This is a genomic window from Mesorhizobium sp. WSM4850, from assembly GCF_055811735.1.
Genome location: NZ_JBVVPV010000002.1, coordinates 127,280 through 149,935 on the forward strand (window position 1 = coordinate 127,280; position 22,656 = coordinate 149,935).

A 22,656-nucleotide genomic window follows, 5' to 3' on the forward strand; every position below is an offset into this window, starting at 1 on the left:
CATGGCCTCACCATCGACCCGCGGCGCAGCCATAGATCTCAAATCCGTCAGCAAGCACTATGGCAGCTTCATCGCCCTCGACAAGGTCTCGCTGCGCATCGAGCCGGGGGAGTTCATGACGCTGCTCGGACCCAGCGGTTCGGGCAAGACGACCACGCTCAACGTCATCGCCGGCTTCACCGAAGTCAGCTCGGGTTCGCTTGATGTCGGCGGCAAAAGCGTCATCGGCGTACCGGCGCACAAACGCAATATCGGCGTCGTCTTCCAGCACTACGCGCTGTTCCCGCATATGACGGTGAGCAGGAACGTCGCATATCCGCTGACCCTGCGCAGCATCGCCAATCCCGATCGCGCGGCCCGGGTGCGCAAGGCGCTGACATGGTGAGGATGGCCGATTTCGGCCACCGCTTCCCCAGCGAGCTCTCCGGCGGACAGCAGCAGCGCGTCGCGCTGGCACGTACCATCGTATTCGACCCGCCGCTGCTCTTGATGGACGAGCCGCTCGGCGCACTCGACAAGAAGCTGCGTGAATGGCTGCAGCTCGAGATCAAACGGATCCACAGGGAATTGGGCACCACCTTCGTCTACGTCACGCACGATCAGGAGGAGGCCCTGGTCCTCTCGGACCGCATCGCCGTGTTCAACCAGGGACGCATCGAGCAGATCGGCACCGGTCGCCAACTCTACGACGAGCCCGAGACGTTGTTCGTCGGAAAGTTCGTCGGCGACTCGACGATACTGCGTGGTGCAGCCTCCACCTCCGGCAACGAGACCGCCATCGACGTAGCCGGACGGAAAGTGGCCGCCGCCAAACGCCTTGCCGACGGCGCCAAGCCGGTGATGCTGCTGCGGCCGGAGAAGCTGAGCCTCGCCAGGCGGGGAAAGGGCGGACAAGATCGAAACATCCTGCCCGGGCGCATCGGCGAGGCCATCTATCTCGGATCTGGCTCCAAATACGAGGTCGTGCTGGCCGACACCTCGAAGGCGATCGTGCGCTCGACGCTGGAGGCCGAAACCTTCGCCATCGGCGACGAGGTCGACCTCGTATTCGCGGGCAACGACGTGAAGCTGCTGGCCGACGACGAGAATGCCGATTTCACGCTGACCTAAAATCCTGTCTGGGAAAAATCGCGACAATGGACGTGAAGAAGAACGGCGACGTTTCATTCTGGTATGCCGACATCGGCGGCGTGCCCGGCTATCGGCCGCCGCTGCAGGGCGATATCGTGGCCGACGTCTGTATCGTCGGGGCCGGCTACACCCGGCCTTTGGACCGCGTATTATCTGAAGCAGGCAGCCCCGCATCTCAATATTGTCGTCATCGAGAAGGAGTTCGCCGGCTTCGGTGCTTCGGGGCGCAATGGCGGCTGGCTGTCCGGCGGCTTCTCATGGTCGCGCGAAAAATATGAGGAGGCAACCTCGCGCGCTGGAGTCATCGCCATGCAGGCGGCAATGACGGGCACAGTGAACGAGGTCATATCGGTTGCGGAAGCTGAAGGCATCGACGCCGACATTCGTCGCACCGACGAACTGCTGGTCGCAACCAACGAGGCGCAGGAGCAGCGCGCCAAGGCGATGTATGCCCATGCCAGATCCTGGGCGCTGACCGACGAGCGCGTCGGGTATATCGATGCAGCCGAGATGCGTCGGCGCATAGCGGTACACAACGCCCGCGGCGCCTTCGTCATCAAGAAGGTTGCGCGGATTCAGCCCGCAAAGCTGGTGCAGGGGCTCGCCAGGGCAGTGGAGCGGCTCGGCATCCCGATCTACGAACAGACGACCGTGCTGTCGATCGAGAGCGGCAAGGTCGCAACCAACCGGGGCGTGGTGCGGGCCGAAAAGATCGTGCGGGCGACCGAGGGTTTTACCGCGGGAATCGCCGGCCACGAAAGACTGTGGTTGGCGCTCAACAGCGCCATCGTGGTCACCGAGCCGCTTTCCGACAAGCTGTGGAGCGAAATCGGCTGGGATGGCTACGAGGTGCTCGGCGACGCCGCGCACACTTACTGCTACGCCCAGCGCACCCGGGAAGGACGCATTGCCATGGGCGGGCGCGGGGTGCCCTATCGGTTCGGCTCGAAGACCGACGTTCGAGGGGTCACCCAGCAGGCGACGATCGACAAGCTGCATAAAATCCTGACGACGCTTCTGCCGCAGACCAAGGGGCTCAAGCTCGACCATGCGTGGTGTGGAACGCTGGGCGTGCCGCGCGACTGGTGCACGACGGTGGGCTTTGACAGGCAGACCGGAATAGGCTGGGCCGGCGGTTATGTCGGCCTCGGCGTTTCCACCTCGAACCTCTCGGGGCGCACTCTGCGCGATCTGCTGCTGGGCAACGACACCGAGTTGACGCGGCTTCCCTGGGTCAATCGAACCGTGCGCAAGTGGGAGCCAGAGCCGCTGCGCTGGCTTGGCGTCCATTCGATGTATCAGCTCTATCGAATTGCCGACGAGCGGGAAGCAAAGGGGCTGCCGCGCACGTCGCGGCTGGCCGCCCTGGCCGATCGCATCACCGGGCACTGAACCGCATCACTTCAGGAATTTAGCAATGATCGACTTCAAGACCTTCGCCCACCTGGCGCATATCGACCTCGGTGAGCCCCAGCCGAAGCCCACCTCGCTGGAAGGCGATCAGATGGAAGCAGCCAACACGCTTTGGACTTCCGAGGATGGCAAGATCGAAGTCGGTGTCTGGGAATGTTCGCAAGGCCAGTTCACCGCGCGCCGTGACACGAATTCCGAGATTTGCCACATCGTGTCCGGCCGCGTGACGCTGCACGGTCCTGGTGGCGCAGCCAAAGATGTCGGACCCGGCGAATTGCTCGTCCTGCCGCTTGGCTGGGAGGGCGAATGGACCATCCATGAGAAAACGCGCAAGCTTTACATCCTGCATTCGATCTGAACGCCGCGGGCACGTTCGCGACGGTACGGCAGTGGCCGCTGAACTAAACTAGACCCCTTCGACCAGCACGATCTCGCCGTCGGCCACCCTCTGCCGGATCGCGACGGCGCGCTGGTATTCGGGCGAGCGATAGCAATCGTGCGCCGCAGCCAATGACGGAAACTCGATGATCACGTTGCGGTCGCGGCCCGGCCCTTCTGCTTTTTCATGCGCACCGCCTCGTGCCAGGAAAACCGCGCCGAAACGATCGAAAGCCGGTTTGGCGGCAGTGACATAGTCCTTGTAGCCTTCCGCATCGCGCACATCGACGCGGGCGATCCAGTATCCCTTCGGCATGCTTGTTCTCCGAATTGTTAGGCCGAGCGCATTTCGTCAAGAATTGCTTCCGCGACCGCTCGCCTGTCGGCGGCGCTGACGATCGGCCGGCCGACGACGAGATGGCTGGAGCCGTTGCGGATCGCCTGCGCCGGCGTGACGACGCGTTTCTGGTCGCCATGGTCGCTGCCCTTGGGCCGTATCCCCGGCGTGACGACGGCCATGTTGGGGCCGACGATCCGGCGCACCGCCTCCGCTTCCTCGGCCGAGCAGACGATGCCGCCCATGCCGGCATGCAGCGCCTGCTCGGAGCGCCTCAGCACCAGCGTATGCGGGTCATGCTCATAACCGGCGTCGATCACGTCCCGCTCGTCCATCGAGGTCAGCACGGTGACGCCAAGCAGGCAGAGATCGCTGCCCCTGGCGGCCGCGACCGCTGCCTTCATCGTCTTCGGATAGGCGTGCAGCGTCAGCATGGTCATGCCCATCCTGGCAATGGCCTCGACGCCCTTGGCTACCGTGTTGTCGATGTCGAGCAGCTTCATGTCGAGGAAGATCCTGGTGCCGCCGCTGGCGAGCTCGCGGGCGAAGTCGAGGCCGCCGGCGAAGGCGAGCTGATAGCCGATCTTGTAGAAGGAGACGACCCCGTCGAGCTCGCGCACCACCGTCTCGGCGTCCTTCAGCGTCGGCACGTCGAGGCCGACGATCAGCCTGTCTTGCATGGTGCTGGCGCGCTTCCGGATCACGCCTCGATCCGCGTCGACAGCAGGCGCGAGGTTTCGATCAGCGTGCGGCATAGGTGCTCCATCGATCTGTGCAGTCGCTCGTCCCTGAAATTCCCGTCCTCGTCGAAGGCGTTGCCGCCCTCCGGGACAGAGCACTCCGGCGTCACCACCTCCATCTGGCAGCGCACCAGCACGGCGCGCAGGTGGTTGATGCAGCGTACCCCGGCGAAATGTCCTTTGGAAGACGAACAAAGGCCGGCGGGCTTGCCGGTGAACGGCCTGAACGACCGCCCGCCATCCGTGCGCACCCGGCTCACCCAGTCGATGGTATTCTTGAGCAGCGGCGGGATCGAGCCGTTATATTCGGGCGTCGCGATCAGCAACCCGTCATGGGCGACGATTTGCCGGGCAAGCCTGATGGCGTTCTCGGGAATGCCTTTCTCCTTTTCCAGATCCTCGTCGAGGATCGGCAGCGGATAGTCGGCAAGCGAGATGCGGGTCACCTCGGCGCCCTGCAGGGCGAGTTCCTTCTGCGCCACATCGGCGGTCCTGCCGCTGTAGGCGCCAGAGCGAATCGAACCGGCGAAGACGAGAATTTTCGCGATCACTGCCATCGGCCCCTTGTTCCCGGACAGGTACAGCCAGGGATCTGTCAAATCAACGCACCGGCGCAAAATCGAAAAGGGATCTTGGGGGCACATGAGTGAAGGGTGTGTTGAGATTCAGGTCAGGCCGAGCCGAAAATGGTTGGTTCCGAGAACCGGAGCGGAGCGTACTTGAAGTACGTGAGCACCGGAAGCGCAGGAAGCTGCCATTTGCAGGCCGGTCTCACCTGAATATCGGCACACCCTAATGCGCCCCGCGCCGGTAGATCCAAAGCTGCGTTGGCGGGATGTTGCGGATGACGAAATGGAAATGCTCGACCGTGTAGTCGCCGCGGCCGGGCGGGATCGGCGACAGCGGGCCGTAGGTCAGCTGCACGACCGGGCGGCCTGTCGGGATGCGGTCGAGAAGGCTTTCGACGTAGGCGACGCGCTGTTCGACCGGGAAATTGAGCAATGGCACGCCGGAGATGACAGAATCGAAGGTCAGGCCGCTCTTGTCGCCGAGCGTCGCATCGAGATTGAAGGCATCGCCCTCAATGACGTTGACGCCGGGATAGAGCTGGCGCAGATGGCGCACGAAATCGGGGGAGTATTCGACTGCGTAGAGATTTTCAGGCTTTACGCCGTGGGCGAGGATGGCTCGGGTGATGACACCGGTGCCGGGCCCGACTTCGAGCACCGGCAGGCCCGACATCGGGTTGACGACGGAGGCCATCTTGCGGGCCGTGATGGAACTGGTCGGCACGATCGAACCGACCGCCTTCGGCTTGTCGATCCAGCCCTTGAAGAACTTCAGTTCGTCGTCGAACTTCTCTGCCAGCGTCTTTCGCAGTCCGGGACCATGTGCCATGCAAGTTCTCCTGAACGGTCCCCCGAGTGGCTACTTAGCAGCTACGGGCTTCAAGGCAAGGCCGGTATAAGGTGCTGATGACGCTAGGGGAGCTTCCGCTCGGTTGTATTCTACATCCGATTGGCGAGAGTCGCCATCAGCGCTCGCTGAAGGTCTCGAAAAAGTCCTTCATGCGGGCGAAAAAGCCGCTCGACTGCGGCGAATTATCCTTCGAGGAAAGCTGCTCGAACTCCTCCAGCAGCTCGCGCTGGCGGCGGGATAGGTTCTGCGGCGTCTCGACCGCGGTCTGGATGTAGAGATCGCCGACATTGTGCTGGCGCAGCACCGGCATGCCCTTGCCCTTGAGGCGGAACTGGCGGCCGTTCTGGGTGCCTTCCGGCACCTTGACCTTCGTCTGGGTGCCGTCCAGCGTCGTCACCTCGAAGGAACCGCCAAGGGCAGCCGTCGTCATTGAGATCGGCACCTTGCAGTAGAGATCGGCGCCGTCGCGCTGGAAGAATTCGTGCGGCTTGACCGCCAGGAAAATATAAAGATCGCCCGACGGGCCGCCGCGCAGGCCGGCCTCGCCCTCATTGGCAAGGCGGATGCGGGTGCCGTCCTCAATGCCGGCCGGGATGTTGACCGACAGCGAGCGCTCCTCGGTGACGCGGCCCTGGCCGGCGCATTTCGCGCACGGCTCCTTGATGGTCTGGCCACGTCCCTGGCATTGCGGGCAGGTGCGCTCGATCGAGAAGAAGCCTTGCGTGGCGCGCACCTTGCCGTGGCCGTTGCACATCGAGCAGGTGACGGGCTGGGTGCCGGGCTTGGCGCCGCTGCCGGAGCATTCCATGCAGGAGATCGAGGCCGGCACGTGGATCTGCGCCGTCTTGCCGGCAAACGCCTCCTCCAGCGTGATTTCCATATTGTAGCGCAGGTCTGCACCGCGCTCGCGTCCGCCTGACGAGCGGCGCTGGCGCCCGCCCATCATGTCGCCGAAAATATCCTCGAAGATGTCGGCGAAACCGCCGGCGCCGAAGCCGTGTGCGCCGCCGTTCATGCCGCCCTGTTCGAAGGCGGCGTGGCCGAAACGGTCGTAGGCCGCCCGCTTCTGCGGATCCTTCAACGTCTCGTAGGCTTCGTTGATTTCCTTGAACTTGTGCTCGCAGGCATGATCGCCGGGATTGCGATCGGGGTGGAACTGCATGGCCAGCTTGCGGAAAGCGCTCTTGAGCTCCTTCTCGTCGGCCCCCTTTTGCACGCCCAGCGTTTCGTAGAAATCAGCTTTCATCTTTTCCCGCAGTCCGGATATTCAACGTCTTGAAGCACTTTGCGTCGTTCGCCGGCACGCTGTTCCGATTTAGGTGCGATGGAGCCGGGATGCCAGTGTTGACACGGGCTTGCCCGCACTTTTTCGATCAGCCACGCACTTTTTCGGCCAGAGTGGCAAAAAAGCCCGGCTTTACGCCGGGCTTTACTACAGCGCCGCGCGTCCTGTTGGACACGCAAAGGACGCTATAGCACTTTGATTTTTGCGCATGATCCTTTCCGGAAATCGATTCCGATTTCGGGGTCATGCGCCTAAACCTGCCGGCAGGCCGCTTAGGCCGACTTCTTCTTGTCGTCGTCCTCGTTGATTTCCTCGAAGTCGGCGTCGACCACGTCGCTGTCCTTGGCGGCGTCCGCCTTGGCGTCAGCTTCCGCGGCTTCCTTCTGCGAAGCCTCGTACATGGCCTGGCCGAGCTTCATCGAGGTTTCGGCGAGCGCCTGCGTCTTGGCTTCGATCTCGGCCGCGTCGTCGCCTTCGGCAGCGGTCTTCAGCGCCGCGATCGCATCGGCGATCGCCGTGCGGTCGGCCTCGGAAACCTTCTCGCCATATTCCTTCAGCGACTTCTCCGAGGAATGCACCAGCGCCTCGGCCTGGTTGCGAGCCTCGACCAACGCGCGCCGCTTCTTGTCGGCCTCGGCATTGGCTTCGGCGTCCTTCACCATCTTCTCGATGTCGGCGTCCGAAAGGCCGCCAGACGCCTGAATGCGGATCTGGTGCTCCTTGCCGGTGCCCTTGTCCTTGGCCGAGACGTTGACGATACCGTTGGCGTCGATGTCGAAAGTGACCTCGATCTGCGGCACGCCACGCGGCGCCGGCGGAATGCCGACCAGGTCGAACTGGCCGAGCGCCTTGTTGTCGGCGGCCATTTCACGCTCGCCCTGGAAGACGCGGATGGTCACGGCCGATTGTGAATCCTCGGCAGTCGAGAACACCTGGCTCTTCTTGGTCGGGATCGTCGTGTTGCGCTCGATCAGCCGCGTGAACACACCACCCAGCGTCTCGATGCCGAGCGACAGCGGCGTCACGTCAAGCAACAGCACGTCCTTGACGTCGCCCTGCAGCACGCCGGCCTGGATGGCGGCGCCCAATGCGACGACCTCATCCGGATTGACGCCCTTGTGCGGCTCCTTGCCGAAGAACTGCTTCACGATCTCCTGGATCTTGGGCATGCGGGTCATGCCGCCGACCAGGACGACCTCGTCGATTTCGCCGGCCTTCAGGCCGGCATCCTTGAGCGCCGCCTTGCAGGGTTCGATCGTGCGCTGGACGAGATCCTCGACCAGGCTCTCGAACTTCGCCCGCGTCAGCTTCAACGTCAGGTGCTTGGGGCCGGTGGCATCGGCGGTGATGAAGGGCAGGTTGATCTCGGTCTGCGTTGTCGACGACAGCTCGATCTTGGCCTTTTCGGCCGCTTCCTTGAGGCGCTGAAGCGCGAGCTTGTCGCTGCGCAGGTCGATGCCCTGTTCCTTCTTAAACTCGGCCGCCAGATATTCGACCAGACGCATGTCGAAATCCTCGCCGCCGAGGAAGGTGTCGCCATTGGTCGACTTCACCTCGAACACGCCGTCGCCGATTTCGAGCACCGAAATGTCGAACGTGCCGCCGCCAAGGTCATAGACGGCAATGGTCTTGCCTTCCTTCTTGTCGAGGCCGTAGGCAAGTGCGGCCGCGGTCGGCTCGTTGATGATGCGCAGCACTTCCAGGCCGGCGATCTTGCCGGCATCCTTGGTTGCCTGGCGCTGGGCGTCGTTGAAATAGGCCGGAACGGTGATGACCGCCTTCTCGACCTTCTCGCCGAGATAGGCTTCCGCCGTTTCCTTCATCTTCTGCAGGATCATTGCCGAGATCTGGCTGGGCGACTGCTTCTTGCCGCCGGCCTCGACCCAGGCGTCGCCATTGTCGCCCTTGACGATCTGGTAGGGGACAAGCTTCTTGTCCTTTTCCGTAACCGGATCGTCATAGCGGCGGCCGATCAGGCGCTTGACCGCGAAGATGGTGTTTTCAGGGTTGGTGACCGCCTGGCGCTTGGCCGGCTGGCCGACGAGGCGCTCGCCGTCGCTGTTGATGGCGACGATGGAAGGGGTCGTGCGCGCGCCTTCCGCATTCTCGATGACCTTCGATTCCTTGCCGTCCATGATGGCGACGCAGGAGTTGGTGGTCCCCAGATCGATACCGATTACTTTTGCCATTTTTCTAATCTCTCCGCTAAGCAGGCTCTCAGGACCCGTACAGGCGTTCCGACGAAAGCCCCTGTTCACAAGAAATTCCGCTTCGGCAACCGGCATTCCGGCGCCGAACGGCTTGGCGCGTATATAAGAACAGGCTGCGCGGCGCGCAAGCATTCTGCGCAAGGCATCCAACACATCCTTTTCTCGGCCCGGCCAGGGTTCTCCGGCCCATGAACCTTTCCGCGTCGGTTCGCGACTGACACCCAGATGCGCTGCGTGGTGCGGCCCTGGAAAGGAAAGGCCATGACTGGAAATCCAGGCTCGGCGCGACCACCGCTTTCGGGGTGGGGTCGCTATGCCAGGCGTTCCGCTGGTTCCGTTGACCATGCGTAAGAGCCGGCATATCGTGATTACGAGGAAAGCAGACAAATTCGATCAGGGAAAACGTGCCGGGACGTCGCGCCTTGCCCTGGTTTGCGCGGAAACACCGGATGTTTCTCCCGTCGCCCGCGGGGGGAATTCCATGTCTTGCGACCACGGCGCGTTCGTACGCTCTCGTGCTGGCCGTTTGCGCCGTGCGATGCAAACAGCCAGCGGCTTTCCGGCGTTGGCGCTCGCCACCATCCTGTGGCTTGGCGGTGCCGTGCAGGCGCAGGAAACGCAGATCATCTATCCAGGCTCGATGGCGGTGACCGGATTTTCCGGTACCGTCATTCGTGATCCTGAGGAGGGCCTGCCGCCCAGCGTCGACCGGGTCGACGAGACCTTTATCGACACGACGCGCGCAACCTTGCGCGTCTTTGACGTTTCAAGGCTGGGCGGGCGGGCCTCCGGCCAACTCGTCTTCACGCCGCCGCCCTTCGAAGTGACGGCCGGGCAGATCGGCCAGGTGTTCGGCATCACCTATGACGACGGCGTACGCGACGGTTCTCCCTCGGGCATTGCGAACCTCTATGCCGGCGCCACCTCGCTGCATGGCGTCAGCATCGTCACGTCAGACGAAGATGCGGACGGTCGTCCCGAGCGGCAGCGTCATGGTGCTGCCGGCGCCACCTTCATGGACGGCCAGTTCGGCACCGAGAACGGTGGCGGACCGGGCACGATCTGGAAGATCGACGGCATCACCGGCCAGGTCAGCAAATTCGCCGACCTCGAAACCAACAGCGGCCCTGGCATCGGCGACGTCACCTTCGACACTATCCGCCGCCAGTTCTTCGCCAGCGACCTCGACACCGGTCTCATCCACCGCATCGACGCCAACGGCACGCTGGTCGACAGGTTCGACCATGGCGTTGCCGGACGCCCGGCGCACGGGCTGGCCCCGCTTGCCGACGATGGCTTGGTGATGGACATCGAGGATGCTGCCTTCGACAGCGAGGACCCCGACAGCTGGGGTTATACGCAGGATGAGCGTCGCGTCTGGTCCGTCGCCTATCACGGCGGCCGCCTCTATTATTCCGTCGCTGAAAAGGCCGATCTCTGGTCGGTGGGCGTTGCCCGCGACGGCAGCTTTGCTGGCGACCCGCGCTGGGAATTGGCGGTCAAGGCCGACAACGGCCACGCCGTCACCGACATCGCTTTCGACATCAGCGGCTTCATGTACCTGGCCCAGCGCGGCCCGGTGGAAAACCGCTACGACTACAGCCGGTTCGCCGATACCGGCACGGGTGAGGTCTTCCGCTACGGGCGCGAAAACCCGGACGATCCGGCGACGGAATCAATCTGGGTGGAAATGCCGCAGGACTATGCGGTCGGCTTCCCGCAAGACAACCGGCAGTCGGCTGGCGGCCTCGACCTGCAATATGGCTATGACGCCGACGGCAATCTCGACGCGAGCATCTGCACCGAGACGCTGGTCAAGACCGCAGACAAGTTGCGCGACAACCCCGCGCTTGCCGAACGGCTTGCCGGCGGCGGGCCGCTCGCCGTGCACGGTGTGCAGATCACGCCGACGGCGCTGGTCAAGCCAGCCAACGTGCCGCCTTTCGGCGCGTGGTTCGTCGACTTTGACGGCTATGTCGAAGACCCCGAGGTAGAAGGCCCTGAGGCAGAAGGGCATGTCGGCGACGTCGAAGTCTGGCATCCCTGCGAAGGCCGTGCCGGCTACAATGAGCAGATACCGGGCGGCGGTTACCTGCCGCCTTTCTATCCGCCTGATTTTCCGCGGCCCGGCGGCATGCCTCCTTGCCTCGACAACGACCGCGACTGCGCCTCGATCCCGATCTGCCGGCGTGGCGACCGGGGCCGCGACTGCCGGCCGCCGGTGGAAAAGAAGGTCGATTTGATCCTGAAGAAGCGTGCCCGCACCCAGGTCTGCACGGCAGATGGTGTCTGCACCTTCGTGATCGATATCATCAACAACGGCAACGTCCGCTACGACGGGCCGCTGACGGTTACCGACACCTATCCGGGTGGCGTGCCGGCATCGTCGAGCTTCGGCCCGATCCCGCCATGGACATGCGGACCGAACGGCCCCGGCCAGTTCCGTTGCGACAATGCCGGCATCGTGCTCTCGCCGGGCGCCTCGACGCCGATCTTCGTCAAGGCGGTGATGCCGGCCGGTTACCGGCCAAACACGGTCGAGAACTGCGCCGAGGTGAAAGCCATCCCCGGCGAGAACAACCTCACCAACAACAGGGCCTGCGCCAGGCAACGCATCCGTCATCCCGACAGCGGCAAGCCGGCCATGCGCATCACCAAGATGTGCAGGGGAGCGCTGGCCGGTGCTGCGGCCGTCACCTGCCGCATCACCGTCATCAGCACCGGCACCAGTGCCCCCACCGGTCCGGTTTGGGTCAACGATGCCGCCACGCTGGTGGCTGGCGGCGCGCCCGTCCAGATCCAGACCGTCACTCCCGACGGCGCGGAATGGACGTGCGGACCGGTTCCGGCAAATGCGTTGTCGTGCCAGATTCCCGGCGCCGTCATGACGCCCGGAACCAGCCGCCACTTCGACGTGGCGCTTGCGGCGAATGGCGTGTTCGAGAACTGCGCACGCGGTTCCTACGGTCCGGCGCCAGGAGACGACATCGTCCATCCGATCGGCAGGGCCTGCGCCAAGGGTGGCGGCGCCTCGAGCATCCGTGTCGAGAAGACCGGCGATGCCGAGTGCCGGATCGGCCAGCCCTGCTCGTTCGAGTTGACCATCGCGAATGATGGGAAAAACGCCTTCTCCGGTCCGGTTCGCATTGGTGATGCGATCGGTGTCGAAGGCCTCGGCCGGCTGGAAGGCGTGGCGATCATCTCGATCGACCCGCCCTTCGGCTGTGCGCCGGAACCGGCGACCTTGCCGGCATCCTGCATCGCCAACCTGACGCTCGGCGCCGGGGAAAGCCACGTTCACCAAGTGACTGTGATCATTCCCGACGACGGCCGCCTGGCCAATCTGCAGGGCACCGTCAGCGGCCAGAACTGTGTCGGCGTGCTGTCGCCCGATACGCCGATGCGAGGTGCCGGCAAAATGCTCTCCCGCGAGTCGGCCAATGTGCAGGGCGATCGCGGCAAGGCCTATGCCTGCCATCCCTTCACCATCAAGAAACAGGTGAAGAAGGCGTGCTCGCAGGGCCTCGTCATGAACGACGCCGGCCGCTGCGTCTGCCCGCAAGGCACCACTTTCCGCAACGGCCAGTGCTCGTCGGCTGGCGGCACGGTCATCATACCGAAGCCGAAGGAGCGCTGCGTGCTGCTCAAGGGCCAGATCCGTACCTCCGACGGGCGTTGTGTCTGCCAGCGCGGAACCGAGCTGGATAACCGCAGGTGTGTGTCGACCGACGAGCCGCCGGCACGCCTGTGCAAGCTGCTGCCTGGCCAGATCCGCACCAAGAGCGGCGATTGCGTCTGTCCGAGACGGACGGAACTGAGGGGCAGGGCCTGCATGCCGATCGTCACGAAGCCGGCCGTTGAACAGTGCACCATCCGCGGCCAAGTTCACAACAAACGTGGCGCCTGTGTCTGCCCGCGCGGGACCGAGGTGATCAGAGGCGCATGCCGCCGGGCACAGCTGGAGTGCGCGCCTGGCTCCGGGCTGATCAACGGCCGGTGTCAGCCGATCATCAGGCGGCGCTGCCCGGTCGGGACAGTCGGACGGTACCCAGACTGCACTCCGATCCGCAGGGCGCCGACGCTGCAGATTAATCCGAACCTGCTGCTGAACCCGAGCATCCTGCAGCAGCCGAGGCGCAGGCCGCGGGCTCTCCAGTAGGGTCCCGGGCTCAGCCCAGCACCAAGACCTCGCCCGAGCAATCCGGCGGGGTTTTTTCGTCCGTCGGACGTGTTTCAGCCGCTGCGTGAACCTTATCGCCGCAGTCGGCGACAAACTCCCCGAAGCAACATTTCAGGGAGAGAGAAAATGTCTTCAGCCAAACATGCTTTCCGCAACACGGCAGCGGCCGCTGCCCTGATCGCAGCTGCGCTCGCCACCACGCCGGCCTTCGCCAAGCAGGCGAACATCAAGTCAATGTCGTTCAACACCGAAAGCGCCAACACGACAATCCATGTCGGCTCGAGCGACAAGCAAAAATGGGACACGCTGAAAAGCGGCAACGTCCAGTTCTGGGGCCACATGAAGCTCAACACACGGTGGCCAGGCTATGTGCAGGACGTCGGCGTGGCGCTCGGCGTTTGTGGACCGGGCCAGTGCGGCGCGTTTCCTCCGATCTGGAGCGCCTCGCCTGTCAGCCGCGACTACGATCACCAGCAAAATTTCTCCTTCGACCCCTCAATCATGCCGCTGTCCTCAGCTAGCGGTATCGCCGTCGTGCCTTACGGCGACCAGATCATCGCCAGGTGCAACCAGCACCTCCAGCCCGATGGGCCGACAAAATCCTACTCGTTCACGCACAGTTTTCATGCGAGCTTCTCGGCACTCACCGACACGGCGCTCGACATGGACAATGCGGTCAGCGAGGCCCAGGGCGGCAGCTGGCCCCATCCGCTGTACGACTCGCACTATGCCGAGCATGGCTCGTTCGACGTCCAAATCGTCTGCGACCCCGTCATCAAGCCGCCGGTTCAGGACGTCGCCAATGATTTCGGCGAATTCGACGTCGAAAACGTCAAGCTGTTCCTGACCACCTACCAGTCGAACCAGGCCGGCTCGACGCCCGGTACGGTCTGCCCGTCGTTGAAGGTCACGAGCCGGGCGCAGGCCAACCAGGCCGGGCCGGTGTCGATGCGCATCTGGCGCCAGAAGAACGACGGGCCGATCACCTCCGAGGTGCAGCAGGCGTGGGCGTCATACGACGCGACCAAGAATGGCTATTTCGCCACCTATGAGAAATGGGAGGACGTCGGCGCCACCGCCTATTTCCAGTACAAGACCGAGATCATCGGCAACGGCCCGTTCGAACCTTTCGACGGCTGGAAGGACATCACCGTCCATTGCACCGGCGCGGGTGGGGGCGGCTTCACCGACGCACCTCAGGATAACCCCGAAAACCCGCCGGCGCATTCGGACTGGCAAGGCGAGGTCACCGTCTCGGACAGCGCTGGCTTCAAAAAACTCTGCCCGCGCAAAGGCCAGGTGGCGTTCGAGGTCGAGCGCGATGCGCCGGGTGCGTTTCACTACCGCATCAGTTGCTCGAACGGCGCATTCTTCACCGGCACGACAGCCGCCTTTAACAATGGCGGTGTGTTCAAGGCGAGTGCCGCACACGAACTTAGCATCGTCAGAACCCGCTCGATCCAGTGCACCCTGCAGGAGATCAAGCAGAACGGTTCGATCGCCACCGTCGACAACAGCACGGAGGATTTTACCTGCATCAAGCGCAATTTTGATCCGAATGCCGATGGTCTGGCGGTCGATACGCGACCCAATCCCGGCAAACCGCAACTTCCGCCGGTCGTCATCGATGCCGGCCGCACATGCCTGCCGAGCCAAAGGCTGATCCGTGGCAAATGCGTCGACAGGCCGGTCGTGGCTGCCTGCCGCAGCACCGAAAAGCGTGTCGACGGCAAATGCGTTGGGGTCAGCATCCACTGCCTGCCCGGTCACCATCAGGTCGGCCTGAAATGCGTGCGCAATGCAGTGATCGCCGACAGGTGTAAGCGCGACGAACAGCGCATCGATGGGAGATGCGTGCACAAGCCCTCCATCATTGTCGATTGCAAGCGCGGCTATCATCTGGTCGGCAATGCATGCGTCAAGAAGCCGGTGATCGTCACCGCCTGCCGGGCAACCGAAAAACTGCTGCGTGGACACTGCGTGCCCAAGCACCCTGTGAAGAAGCTCAACCTGCAGAAAGTGAAGCAAGGCAGCGGCAAGGTGTTGCCGCCACGACCGGCCAGGCCGCGGCATCCCGTGAACTGAAATCGCGACGCTTGAACAGGGGAGAGAGGTGGCCGATGCTGCCTCTCTCCTTTCGCGCTGGCACCGGATTCCTGTCGACAAGCAGCGCTGAGACGATTACGGCGAAGGCGGGCTCGAGAACGGGAAGCGAACATGGCTCAAAAGACCCTGATCGCGCCATCGGTGCTGGCGTCGGATTTTTCGAAGCTCGGCGACGAGGTCGAGGCGGTGGTGGCGGCCGGCGCCGACTGGATCCATCTCGACGTCATGGACGGGCATTTCGTGCCCAACATCACCTTCGGCCCGCCGGTGATCAAGGCGATCCGCAACCGCACCAAAACCTTTTTCGACTGCCATCTGATGATCGCGCCGGCCGATCCCTATCTGCAGGCGTTCGCCGAAGCCGGCTGCGACGGCATGACGGTGCATGCCGAGGCCGGGCCGCATCTCGACCGTTCGCTGCAGACGATCAGGAACTTGGGCAAGAAGGCCGGCGTGTCGCTAAACCCGGCGACGCCGGAAACGGCGATCGAATACGTGCTCGATCGGCTCGATCTGATCCTGATCATGACCGTCAATCCGGGTTTTGGCGGCCAGGCCTTCATCCCGGAGGTCGTCGACAAGGTGAAGCGGGTGAAGGCGCTGATCGGCAATCGGCCGATCCGGATCGAGATCGACGGCGGCGTCTCGCCCGAAACCGCGCCACTGGTCACCGCCGCCGGCGCCAGCGTGCTGGTCGCCGGTGCGGCTATCTTCAAGGGCGGCAGCGTCGAAGCCTATCGGGCGAACATCGAGGCGATCAGGACAGCGGCCGACCAGGTGGCCGGCTGACGCTGCCGGCGCGACGTCATAGGCACGCGCTGTTCTCCCCAGCCGGTCAGGAATTCGTTGGCCGACGCCGGTGCGCCTGCGCTCGTGACATGCGATCCCCAGCCAAAATGGCCTTGTCCATTTTTGCCGATTTTATTGGCATATCCAAAACTACCATCCATATTCTCTGTCTCACCCTGATGCCTCTCCGGACCCTCCCGCAGGCTCCCCTTCGACGGTCGGATCGATGAATCGCAGCCCCTTCTTCGCTGACCTGCTGAACACCATCGCCGACCGCGGCCGGATGATGCTGAACCTCGTGCGCGGTGACGAGCCGGTTTCGGCCGACAGCCTGGCACGTTTGTGCGTCCGTCTGCTTTCCAGCCAGGGGGAGGCATCGGGCGTCGCCTATGCAAGAGAAATACTCGATCGCTGGCGAACTCTCGGCGCCGATGGCAGGCTGGCTTTCCTGCATGTACTGCGCGATCGTTTCGGCACCGATCACACCAGGCTTGCCGCCGCGGTGGATGCCTATCGCGCCGCGCCGGACGATCGTTCGGCACTTGCCCTGCACGACGCCGCCGAGCCGGCCAGGCAGGAGCTTTTGCGCCGCCTGAACCTGGCGCCCGGCGGCATCGAGACGCTGGTGCGCATGCGCGAGGATCTGCTTTCCCGGCTGCCCACATTGCCCGATCTCGCCATCGTCGATGCCGACTTCACGCACCTGCTGTCGTCATGGTTCAACCGCGGCTTCCTGGTGCTGCGGCGGATCGACTGGTCGACGCCGGCCAACATCCTGGAGAAAATCATCCGCTACGAGGCGGTGCATGCCATCCACACCTGGGACGATCTGCGCCGCCGGATCGAGCCCGCCGACCGGCTCTGCTATGCGTTCTTTCATCCGCAGCTCGGCGACGAGCCGCTGATCTTCGTCGAAGTCGCGCTCACCCGGGCGATGCCGACGACGATCGCCGAACTGCTCGCCGACGAGCGGCCGCTGGTGCCGCCGCGGCAGGCTACGACGGCGGTGTTCTATTCCATCTCCAACTGCCAGGAGGGTCTGCGCGGCATCTCCTTCGGCAATTTTCTGATCAAGCAGGTGGTCGAGGACCTGCGCCGCGACCTTCCCGGCCTGACCGATTTCGTCACCTTGTCGCCAGTGCCGGGCTTTGCCCGCTGGCTGGCCGAGCAGGCCGAAACCATCCCCTCCGCCACTGAGGCGCTGGATCTCGTCGCCGACGAGGGCTGGCATGCAGATGCTGCCGTGCGCGACCGCGCAGGCCAAGTCCTGCTTCCGCTTGCGGCACAGTATTTCCTCGAAGCTCGCACCGCCTCCGGCAAGGTGATCGACCCGGTCGCCCGCTTCCATCTCGGCAATGGCGCGCGGCTGGAGCGCATCGACCTTTTCGGCGATCTGTCGCCCCGCGCCTTGCGTCAGGCGCATGGCCTGATGGTCAATTATCGCTACAAGCTCGACGACATCGAGAAGAACCACGAGCTGTTCGCCGCCAGGAACGATGTGGCGGCCGCGCCCGCCGTGCGCCGCCTGCTGCCGAAACCGACGAGACCGTCTGCACCGCGCCTTCCGGCGCCAGCCCAGGTGATTGGGGACAAGAGGGACAGTTGAGCAACCAGCCGCTTCAGGCTGCGAGCCAAACGGCTGATATCTTAGGCACCCTTTGGGACACCGACCTCGAAAACCCTCTTGCCTTCTATCCAGACGCCCTTGACGTCCAATTCGTCCGAGAGTGCAACGATATCGGCGGCGGTGCTGTTGGCGAAGCGCCCGAGCCGGTGTGATTGGCCGATCGCCTGCGCCGGATAGAGCGAAGCCATGCGCAGGACCTCCGACAGGTCCAGTCCGACGATGCGGTGGACGAAGCGGACGGCGGCGATCATGTCGAGATCGGCGCCCGCCAGCGTCCCTTCGGCAAGCCGCAGGCTGCCGTCCCTGCGGTAGACGGCGCGGCCGTTCAGTGTGAACGAGGTCATGTCGGTGCCGATCGTCGCCATCGCGTCGGTGACCAGGAAAATCCTTGCCGGGCCCTGCTTGGCGCGCAAAGCGATGGCCATGGCGGCGGGATCGACATGGATGCCGTCGGCGATGATCCCGGCAAACAATGTGCCGGTATCGATGGCGGCACCCGCCAGACCCGGCTCGCGGTTGCCGATCTGGCTCATGGCGTTGAACAGATGGGTGACCATTGTTGCGCCGGCGTCGGCAAACGCGCGCGCCTTGGCATAGGAGGTGTCGGAATGGCCGAGGCTGACGACGACGCCGGCCCCGACCAGCGCCGAAACCCTCGCCGGCTCCACCGATTCCGGCGCTACAGTCGTCAGCAGCACCGGCAGGTTTTTCCGCGCCGCAATCAGCATCGCCTGGTCGGCATCCAGCATCGGCCGGATCAGCGCCGGGTCATGCGCGCCCTTGCGGGCGATCGACAGATGCGGGCCTTCGAGATGCAGGCCCAAAAAGCCCGGCACCTTTTGCCGTGCGGCCTCGGCCCCGGCGGCAACCGCCGACGCGGTGATCTCAGGCGTGTCGGTGATCAGCGTCGGCAGCAGCGCGGTCGTGCCGAAAGGCGCATGTGCCCGGCAGATGGTCTCGATCGAGGCGACATCGGGGTGGTCGTTGAGCATGACGCCGCCGCCGCCATTGACCTGCAGGTCGACGAAGCCCGGTGCAAGCATGCCGCCGCCGGTTTCGATAGGCTCGACGCCGGACGGAACGGCTCCGGCGGCGACGATGGCCTCGACGAGACCGTCTCGCACGACAAGGGCAGCGTCGTCGTGCCAGTCGTCGCCGTCAAAAATCCGGGCGCCAGTCAGGGCAAAACGGTCGCTCATATGGTTTCCGTCACCTTGCGCAGATTGGGCGGCGTGTCCGGATCGAGACCGCGATGGCGGGCAAAGGCCTCGACGAAGCCATAGAAGGACACGATCAGCGCCAGCGGGTCGGTCAGTGGATGGCCGGTGGCGACATGCGGCAGGTGCTGAGCGCTTGTCGCCTTGTCCGAAGTCACGAAGACGGCCGCGCCCTTGCTCGCCAGGCTGTCGGCGGCCTCTGCGACCGACGGCTCGGAAGCATCGTGGGCGGCGAGCGCCAGCACCGGAAAATCAGGCCCGACCAGCGCCAGCGGGCCATGCATCACTTCGGCAGCGCTATAGGCCTCGGCGTGCATGGCGCAGGTTTCCTTGAATTTCAGCGCCGCCTCATTGGCGATCGCCGCGGACGGACCACGACCGAGGATGAACAGAGACTTCTGCGTCTCAAGGGCGCTGGCCAGCGCCATCCAGTCGCAGGCGATCGCCTTGCGGAAATGTTCTGGCAAACGGGCGAGCGCCGCCAGCAACTTGTCGTCCCCGGTGCTATGCGCCATCAAGGCGAGGCCGGCGACGGCTGAATTGACGAAGGTCTTCGTCGCCGCGACGCTGCGCTCCGGGCCGGCCAGGATGTCGATGGCATAATCGCAGGCCCGCGCCAGCGGCGAATCGGCGGTGTTGGTGATGGCGACGGTCAGCGAACCGCCAGCTCTCGCGGCTTGCGCCATGGCGACGATGTCCGGGCTCTTGCCCGACTGCGAGATCGCCAGGCAGGCCGAGCCGGCCAGCTTGAGCCTGGCGCCATAGATCGAAGCGATCGACGGGCCGACCGACGCGACCGCGAGGCCGGCGGTCAGTTCCACCGCATACTTCATGAAGGTGGCGGCATGGTCGGAGGAGCCGCGCGCCACGGTGACGACGAAGTTTGGATCGCGCTCGCGAATGCCGCGCCCGGCCTCGGTCAGTACCGCCGCCGAGCCGTCGAGCAGGCGGGCAGTCGCCTCCGGGATCTCCTCGATCTCGCGCCGCATATAGGTAATTGTCGCGCTCATGGCCGGCCCTCTTCGCCCGGCCCGCTCAGCCGGAGCTCGGCGACGAAATCATAGGCGTCGCCCCTGTAGATCGAGCGGGTGAATTCGATCACCTTGCCGCTCGCCAGATAGGAAATACGCTCGATGTGCAGGCCGGCAATGCCAAGCGGCACTTCGAGCAGGCGCGCGTCGTCGTCGCCGAGATTGGCGGCGGAGATGCGCTGCACCGCCCGCACCGGCCGATGGCCGGTCGTTTCAAGCGCCGCGTAGAGCGACGAACCGATCGCCGCCGGGTCGGGCAGCACGCTGGCAGACAGTGCCGCGCGCTCGATCGCCAGCGGCGTTTCGTTGGCGATGCGCAGCCGCGCCACCCGCGCCACCAGTTCGTTCGACGACAGGCCGAGCACCATCATCTCGTCCGGCGAGGGCGCATAGAGGCCGCGGTCGAGCCAGGCCGAACGCACCGCCATGCCGCGCCGCGCCATATCCTCGGTGAAGGACGTCAGCCGCGACAGCGACTGCTCGACGCGCTCCATCCGCGGCGCGACGAAGGTGCCGGAGCCGTGACGCTGGACAAGGATGCCGTCCTTGACCAGATCCTGCACCGCCTTGCGCACGGTGACCCGCGAAATGTCGGCCTTGCTGGCGATGTCGCGCTCGGACGGCAGCGCGTCGCCCGGTCCGATCAGGCCGCGATTGACCGCGTCCTCGATGCTCTTCCTGAGCTGCAGATAGAGCGGCGCGCCGCTTTGCGCCGACTGTTTCAGCGTGGCGAATATCTGGTCGGCGGCCTCGCTCATCGCGCCGCCTCCGTCGCGTTCGAGAAAACGCGCACCGCCATCTGCACGGCGCCGCCCAGCGCATCGTCGAGCGGCGGCTTCAGCAGCGCCCGGTAGCGCGCCGACAGGCGTGGTGCATAGAGCGGCGCCAGCCCGCCAAGCAGGCAGAGCGGATCGTCGTCGCCGAGATCGAGCACGCCAAGTGCTGCCTCGACATCGGCGATTGCCTTGTCGAGGATCCAGTTGGCGACGATGTCGCCCTTTTCGGCATGCTCGAAAACCTTGGGCGCGAAGCCGCCGAAATCGCCGGGTTTTGCGTTGGTGGTGAACTCGACCAAATCCTCGGGATTGTCGCGGAAGATGGCGAGCATGGCCTGCGTCAGCGGCGATCCCTGGCGGATGCCGTCATAGGCGAGCAGCGTCTGCTCGAGCAGGTCGCGGCCGATGCGGGCGCCGCTGCCCTGGTCGCCAACCTGGAATCCCCAGCCGCCGATGGCGCGCGACTTGCCGTTTTTGCGCGCCATATAGGCGGTGCCGGTGCCGAGGATGGCCATGGCGCCGTCACCGGAGCCGACCGCGCCTTCCAGCGCGATCTCGGCGTCGGTCTCGACGCGGCTGACGCTGAACGGCAGGATCGCTTCGAGCTGCTGCCTGTAGGTGCCGACATTGGCGCCGGCGAGGCCGAGGATGGCCGGGGTCTGCGGGATCAGTTCGGGGTCCTGCCCGGCGGCGACAAAGGCCTGCCTTGCCGCCTCTACGATGTTGGCCCTGGCGCCGGTGAGATCGGTGCGGATGTTGGCCGCACCGCTCTTGGCGCGGCCGACGACAGTCCCGTCCACCGTTGCAAGAGCCGCCCTGCAGCTGGTGCCGCCGCCATCGATGCCAAGCACGAATTTCACACGATTTCTCCTCCTGGCGGATAATACCAATAAAATACCAATAGCCAAGGCTTAATTTTCATTTCAAAAAGATTAAGGCGTATTCTATTGAAAAACCTACGCATTTTGACGAAAGGACAGTTCCGAGGCAGGGAAATCGCTAATGCGTGTGGACAAGTGGTATTTTTTTGGTATTGTTTTCTGGATTGGAGGGAAAGCGGATGGCCGAAACGCGTACCGAAGCGCTTCACCAGAATGCCGAGGGACTGGACATCCAGGCTCCGGACGCCATTCTTTCCTCGTTGGCCAACGCGCAGATCGAGGCCGCCAAGGCGGTGCGCGGCGCCGTTCCGGCCATCGCCAAAGCCGCCGAGATCATCGCCAGCCGGCTGAACAGCGGCGGCAAGCTCGCTTACGCGGCAGCCGGCAGCTCGGGCCTGATGGCGCTCGCCGATGCGCTGGAGCTGCCGGGCACCTTCGGCATTCAGCGCGACCGTATCGCCATCCTGATCGCCGGTGGCGACGATGCCTTCAAGGCACTGGCCGGCGGGCCGGAGGACGACACCGACGAAGCCTCGGCAGCGGTTGCCGCTGCCGGCATCGGCGAGGGCGACTGCCTGATCGCGGTCTCGGCCAGCGGCTCGACGCCCTATGCGGTCAGGGCGATCGAGGACGCCAGGCGCCGCGGTGCGGCAACCATCGCCATCGCCAACAACAAGCATGCGCCGCTGCTTCGGCTGGCCGACATCGCCATATTGCTCGAAACGCCGCCTGAGCTGATCGCCGGCTCGACGCGCATGGGCGCCGGCACCGCGCAGAAGATCGCGCTCAACATGCTGTCGACGCTGGCCGCAATCCATCTTGGCCATGTCCATGACGGCTACATGGTCAATCTCATGGCCGACAACATCAAGCTGCGCGACCGCGCCGCCCGCATCGTCGCCGCCATCAGCGGACGCGACAGGGACGATGCGGCGCGCCTGCTCGAGAACAGCGGCGGCGCCGTCAAGACCGCCATTCTGCTCGCCGCCGGCGCCGCCAGTGCCGACGCGGCGCAGAAGATACTGGAAGGGACCGGGCAGAAGCTGCGACCGGCGCTTTCCGCGATCGAGGGGAGCATGGGGCGCAAAGCCTCTGTTCTCAAAACCGAACCTGAAAAAGGTCAACAGGGAGACTGA

16 protein-coding genes and 2 pseudogenes are annotated in these 22,656 nt (G+C 64.4%); 8 read left to right on the forward strand and 10 right to left on the reverse strand.

Features of this window, described 5'->3' with window-relative positions; all coding sequences use genetic code 11:
- The first annotated feature begins 1 nt into the window (after window position 1).
- The 3 genes and pseudogenes from AC0L2Z_RS03615 (at window position 2) to AC0L2Z_RS03625 (ending at window position 2,902) form a co-directional block, all read left to right on the forward strand.
- Window positions 2-1,110 (forward strand): annotated as a pseudogene (locus AC0L2Z_RS03615) (ABC transporter ATP-binding protein).
- Between the two features lie 26 nt (window positions 1,111-1,136).
- A pseudogene (locus AC0L2Z_RS03620) lies at window positions 1,137-2,523 on the forward strand (NAD(P)/FAD-dependent oxidoreductase).
- A 25-nt stretch (window positions 2,524-2,548) separates the two neighbouring features.
- On the forward strand, window positions 2,549-2,902 hold the full coding sequence (locus AC0L2Z_RS03625) for a cupin domain-containing protein (RefSeq protein WP_128169333.1): 354 nt from the start codon (window positions 2,549-2,551) through the stop codon (window positions 2,900-2,902).
- Between the two features lie 48 nt (window positions 2,903-2,950).
- Here the strand turns inward: AC0L2Z_RS03625 and AC0L2Z_RS03630 are convergent, their stop codons facing one another.
- From AC0L2Z_RS03630 to dnaK, 6 genes are all read right to left on the reverse strand, one after another.
- Window positions 2,951-3,238 carry a DUF1330 domain-containing protein gene (locus AC0L2Z_RS03630; RefSeq protein ID WP_473482011.1) on the reverse strand — a complete coding sequence of 96 codons (288 nt, stop codon included), beginning with the start codon at window positions 3,236-3,238 and terminating at the stop codon, window positions 2,951-2,953.
- Between the two features lie 17 nt (window positions 3,239-3,255).
- Window positions 3,256-3,939: an orotidine-5'-phosphate decarboxylase gene (pyrF, locus tag AC0L2Z_RS03635; RefSeq protein ID WP_128174823.1), complete on the reverse strand. Its 684-nt coding sequence runs from the start codon at window positions 3,937-3,939 to the stop codon at window positions 3,256-3,258.
- Between the two features lie 20 nt (window positions 3,940-3,959).
- Window positions 3,960-4,556, reverse strand: coding sequence for an NADPH-dependent FMN reductase (locus tag AC0L2Z_RS03640; RefSeq protein WP_128169335.1), 597 nt, complete (start codon window positions 4,554-4,556; stop codon window positions 3,960-3,962).
- A gap of 235 nt (window positions 4,557-4,791) precedes the next feature.
- A complete protein-coding gene (pmtA, locus tag AC0L2Z_RS03645; RefSeq protein ID WP_027154687.1) occupies window positions 4,792-5,397 on the reverse strand; it encodes a phospholipid N-methyltransferase PmtA in 606 nt (201 codons plus the stop codon).
- Between the two features lie 136 nt (window positions 5,398-5,533).
- On the reverse strand, window positions 5,534-6,664 hold the full coding sequence (dnaJ, locus tag AC0L2Z_RS03650) for a molecular chaperone DnaJ (RefSeq protein ID WP_023801455.1): 1,131 nt from the start codon (window positions 6,662-6,664) through the stop codon (window positions 5,534-5,536).
- Window positions 6,665-6,975: 311 nt separating this feature from the next.
- Entirely contained in the window at window positions 6,976-8,892 is a 1,917-nt protein-coding gene (gene dnaK, locus AC0L2Z_RS03655; RefSeq protein WP_091591896.1) for a molecular chaperone DnaK, read from the reverse strand.
- A gap of 559 nt (window positions 8,893-9,451) precedes the next feature.
- On the opposite strand from dnaK, the gene AC0L2Z_RS03660 reads away from it, so the two are divergent.
- The 4 genes from AC0L2Z_RS03660 to AC0L2Z_RS03675 all read left to right on the forward strand — a co-directional run bounded on the left by AC0L2Z_RS03660 (window position 9,452) and on the right by AC0L2Z_RS03675 (window position 17,594).
- Window positions 9,452-13,072 (forward strand): hypothetical protein, encoded by a 3,621-nt coding sequence (locus tag AC0L2Z_RS03660; RefSeq protein WP_473626732.1) that lies wholly within the window; start codon window positions 9,452-9,454, stop codon window positions 13,070-13,072.
- Between the two features lie 147 nt (window positions 13,073-13,219).
- Window positions 13,220-15,178, forward strand: coding sequence for an EB domain-containing protein (locus AC0L2Z_RS03665; RefSeq protein WP_473626733.1), 1,959 nt, complete (start codon window positions 13,220-13,222; stop codon window positions 15,176-15,178).
- A 132-nt stretch (window positions 15,179-15,310) separates the two neighbouring features.
- Window positions 15,311-15,988 (forward strand): ribulose-phosphate 3-epimerase, encoded by a 678-nt coding sequence (rpe, locus tag AC0L2Z_RS03670; RefSeq protein WP_023801459.1) that lies wholly within the window; start codon window positions 15,311-15,313, stop codon window positions 15,986-15,988.
- Between the two features lie 226 nt (window positions 15,989-16,214).
- Window positions 16,215-17,594: a malonyl-CoA decarboxylase gene (locus AC0L2Z_RS03675; protein WP_473626734.1), complete on the forward strand. Its 1,380-nt coding sequence runs from the start codon at window positions 16,215-16,217 to the stop codon at window positions 17,592-17,594.
- A 41-nt stretch (window positions 17,595-17,635) separates the two neighbouring features.
- Here AC0L2Z_RS03675 and nagA read toward each other — a convergent pair whose 3' ends face one another.
- The 4 genes from nagA to AC0L2Z_RS03695 are packed head-to-tail and all read right to left on the reverse strand — an operon-like array spanning window position 17,636 to window position 21,499.
- Window positions 17,636-18,814, reverse strand: a complete 1,179-nt coding sequence (nagA, locus tag AC0L2Z_RS03680) for an N-acetylglucosamine-6-phosphate deacetylase (RefSeq protein ID WP_473626735.1) — start codon at window positions 18,812-18,814, stop codon at window positions 17,636-17,638.
- A complete protein-coding gene (locus AC0L2Z_RS03685; RefSeq protein WP_473626736.1) occupies window positions 18,811-19,842 on the reverse strand; it encodes an SIS domain-containing protein in 1,032 nt (343 codons plus the stop codon). Before AC0L2Z_RS03685 ends, nagA begins: the two co-directional genes overlap by 4 nt.
- A complete protein-coding gene (locus AC0L2Z_RS03690; RefSeq protein WP_473626738.1) occupies window positions 19,839-20,621 on the reverse strand; it encodes a GntR family transcriptional regulator in 783 nt (260 codons plus the stop codon). Before AC0L2Z_RS03690 ends, AC0L2Z_RS03685 begins: the two co-directional genes overlap by 4 nt.
- Window positions 20,618-21,499: a glucosamine kinase nucleotide-binding domain-containing protein gene (locus AC0L2Z_RS03695; RefSeq protein WP_473626740.1), complete on the reverse strand. Its 882-nt coding sequence runs from the start codon at window positions 21,497-21,499 to the stop codon at window positions 20,618-20,620. The genes AC0L2Z_RS03690 and AC0L2Z_RS03695 overlap by 4 nt, the downstream gene beginning before the upstream one ends.
- Before the next feature lie 200 nt (window positions 21,500-21,699).
- On the opposite strand from AC0L2Z_RS03695, the gene AC0L2Z_RS03700 reads away from it, so the two are divergent.
- Window positions 21,700-22,656, forward strand: a complete 957-nt coding sequence (locus AC0L2Z_RS03700; RefSeq protein WP_473626741.1) for an N-acetylmuramic acid 6-phosphate etherase — start codon at window positions 21,700-21,702, stop codon at window positions 22,654-22,656.

Coding starts and splice junctions, on each gene's coding strand:
- AC0L2Z_RS03625 (WP_128169333.1), top strand. CDS start 2,549: ATGATCGACTTCAAGACCTTCGCCCACCTGGCGCATATCGACCTCGGT.
- AC0L2Z_RS03630 (WP_473482011.1), bottom strand. CDS start 3,238: ATGCCGAAGGGATACTGGATCGCCCGCGTCGATGTGCGCGATGCGGAA.
- pyrF (WP_128174823.1), bottom strand. CDS start 3,939: ATGCAAGACAGGCTGATCGTCGGCCTCGACGTGCCGACGCTGAAGGAC.
- AC0L2Z_RS03640 (WP_128169335.1), bottom strand. CDS start 4,556: ATGGCAGTGATCGCGAAAATTCTCGTCTTCGCCGGTTCGATTCGCTCT.
- pmtA (WP_027154687.1), bottom strand. CDS start 5,397: ATGGCACATGGTCCCGGACTGCGAAAGACGCTGGCAGAGAAGTTCGAC.
- dnaJ (WP_023801455.1), bottom strand. CDS start 6,664: ATGAAAGCTGATTTCTACGAAACGCTGGGCGTGCAAAAGGGGGCCGAC.
- dnaK (WP_091591896.1), bottom strand. CDS start 8,892: ATGGCAAAAGTAATCGGTATCGATCTGGGGACCACCAACTCCTGCGTC.
- AC0L2Z_RS03660 (WP_473626732.1), top strand. CDS start 9,452: ATGCAAACAGCCAGCGGCTTTCCGGCGTTGGCGCTCGCCACCATCCTG.
- AC0L2Z_RS03665 (WP_473626733.1), top strand. CDS start 13,220: ATGTCTTCAGCCAAACATGCTTTCCGCAACACGGCAGCGGCCGCTGCC.
- rpe (WP_023801459.1), top strand. CDS start 15,311: ATGGCTCAAAAGACCCTGATCGCGCCATCGGTGCTGGCGTCGGATTTT.
- AC0L2Z_RS03675 (WP_473626734.1), top strand. CDS start 16,215: ATGAATCGCAGCCCCTTCTTCGCTGACCTGCTGAACACCATCGCCGAC.
- nagA (WP_473626735.1), bottom strand. CDS start 18,814: ATGAGCGACCGTTTTGCCCTGACTGGCGCCCGGATTTTTGACGGCGAC.
- AC0L2Z_RS03685 (WP_473626736.1), bottom strand. CDS start 19,842: ATGAGCGCGACAATTACCTATATGCGGCGCGAGATCGAGGAGATCCCG.
- AC0L2Z_RS03690 (WP_473626738.1), bottom strand. CDS start 20,621: ATGAGCGAGGCCGCCGACCAGATATTCGCCACGCTGAAACAGTCGGCG.
- AC0L2Z_RS03700 (WP_473626741.1), top strand. CDS start 21,700: ATGGCCGAAACGCGTACCGAAGCGCTTCACCAGAATGCCGAGGGACTG.